The organism is Marinobacter sp. MBR-99 (genome assembly GCF_040547575.1).
In the GTDB taxonomy this organism is placed as follows: domain Bacteria; phylum Pseudomonadota; class Gammaproteobacteria; order Pseudomonadales; family Oleiphilaceae; genus Marinobacter.
In genome coordinates this window covers 1-1,679 of sequence record NZ_JBEPPY010000052.1, presented here as the reverse complement: position 1 = coordinate 1,679, position 1,679 = coordinate 1, and the positions used below count along the sequence as shown (strand labels likewise).

Genomic DNA, 1,679 nt, shown 5'->3' with positions numbered 1-1,679 from the left:
AATGCTTGAAGCGGGGCATCTGACCACTCCTTGTCCGTTTGCCTGATGCTACCAAAACCGAGAGGGATTTCGGGGTTTTTCTACAGCCTCAACGCCTGCATTTGCGGCTTGGGTTAACTGGCGGCTTTTTTGCCGCGCAGCGCGAAAAAGGTGACAGTTTACCCAAGTCCGGCAAGATGCACTTGTTAGAAAAAGCCGTCCCTCGTTACTCAACTGGAACCTCAATTAAAGAGCTTATTGCCCAATAAAAATATGAGAATGCAAAGATAAAAAGTAAGCCAAAAATAGTGAACCCTAACGCGTTTGAACTGCCAGTTACAAACCAGCATACAGCTGACACTGTACAACTTCCGGATAAGAAACTTACGACTTTAGCTGAGCCTTTGATCGACCTAACCGAAATATATTTAATTAGGATATCGAGAGGTTGTTTTTTGTAGTGGGATATACCTAAAAGGACTGCCGCAATTAGAATTGAAAATACCAATAGATAACCGACACCTGAACCATATTTCAGAATTAGGGTCGGTATTGACGATGTACCAAATAACCAGGCAAGAATGCCAGTAAATGCTCCTACGCCATACCATTTAAAGCATTCTTTCTTATCAACGTGCTGTTCCCGATTACCACTCATTGTCATTCCTTTTTTGTTTCTAACGCTGAAAGTAACCGGCGCCGGAGCGCCAGCGGAGGGAACCAAAAGCGGCACGCTTTTGGCGTCCGGTTGACTGCCTAGTTATATTCGAACTCCACTGCATGCACCTCGCACAGTTTTTCTCAGCGCTCATTTTTTTGGATTTGCCAGCCACTTGGCCAATAGGAATCCCGCAAGACGAACCAGCCCGAGGTATGTGATAGCAACAACAACGAACAACCACTGACTCTCGAACTGAGATTTCAGGACATAGTAAAACAAGCCAAACCCGATGATTCCTATGAGGTAAACATAGAACTCAATATCTTTCTTGCTCAATCGAGACTCCTTCGGTGGCGGGACAACATATAACACTGAAGCATTTAATGGTCGTGCGCAGCATGACCTTTAAATGTGGGTTGGACTAAGCCGCCTGCATCGAAGCCCGCAACCAGTCTATAAGGGTAAAGTAATTTTTGGACAGATGCCGGAACAGCAATCCGAGTTCGCGAAGGCACTCGGCGGACGTGAACATCATCCCTTTGATTCCCATAAAAGACCCCATCCTTGTGTGTTTTGTCAGACTACCCCGCTCTTTATCGCATTTCCAGTCACAACACGAGTCGGTGCCCAGCTCCTCCGGAACTGTATGTTCGCGGGAAGCCGCCAAGAGCGGCTAAGCCGTCAGTGTGCCCACCGCTCTGAACCGAGGAATCTGCCGAACCTTACGAACCATGCCACCATCACATCGCGCGCACGGCCAAGTGCTTGGTGACACGGACTTCCTCACCGTTTCACTTTCGGTCTCGATTGGTTGTTGGAGCGCCTGATGAATAACGGCCAGCTTTCGTCGCCGGGTTCGGTTACTCAAATAACCAAAGTGTCGGATTCGCATGAAGCCTTTCGGCAAGATGTGCATCAGGAATCGACGAATAAACTCCACCCCGTCCAGTTTTTGGGTCTTCTGGCGACCTCCCTCCCGGTAATCTTTGTACCGAAACACGATCCGGTCACCCTCCTGTGACAACAAACGGCCGTTGCT

At 48.3% G+C, this 1,679-nt stretch carries 3 protein-coding genes; all 3 read right to left on the bottom strand.

Features of this window, described 5'->3' with window-relative positions; genetic code table 11:
* Nucleotides 1-205: 205 nt before the first annotated feature.
* A complete protein-coding gene (locus tag ABIE59_RS19920; RefSeq protein ID WP_354449539.1) occupies nucleotides 206-712 on the bottom strand; it encodes a hypothetical protein in 507 nt (168 codons plus the stop codon).
* Between the two features lie 75 nt (nucleotides 713-787).
* Nucleotides 788-976: a hypothetical protein gene (locus ABIE59_RS19915; protein WP_354449538.1), complete on the bottom strand. Its 189-nt coding sequence runs from the start codon at nucleotides 974-976 to the stop codon at nucleotides 788-790.
* A 337-nt stretch (nucleotides 977-1,313) separates the two neighbouring features.
* The coding region (locus ABIE59_RS19910) for a transposase (RefSeq protein WP_354449537.1) at nucleotides 1,314-1,679 on the bottom strand (366 nt) is incomplete at its 5' end.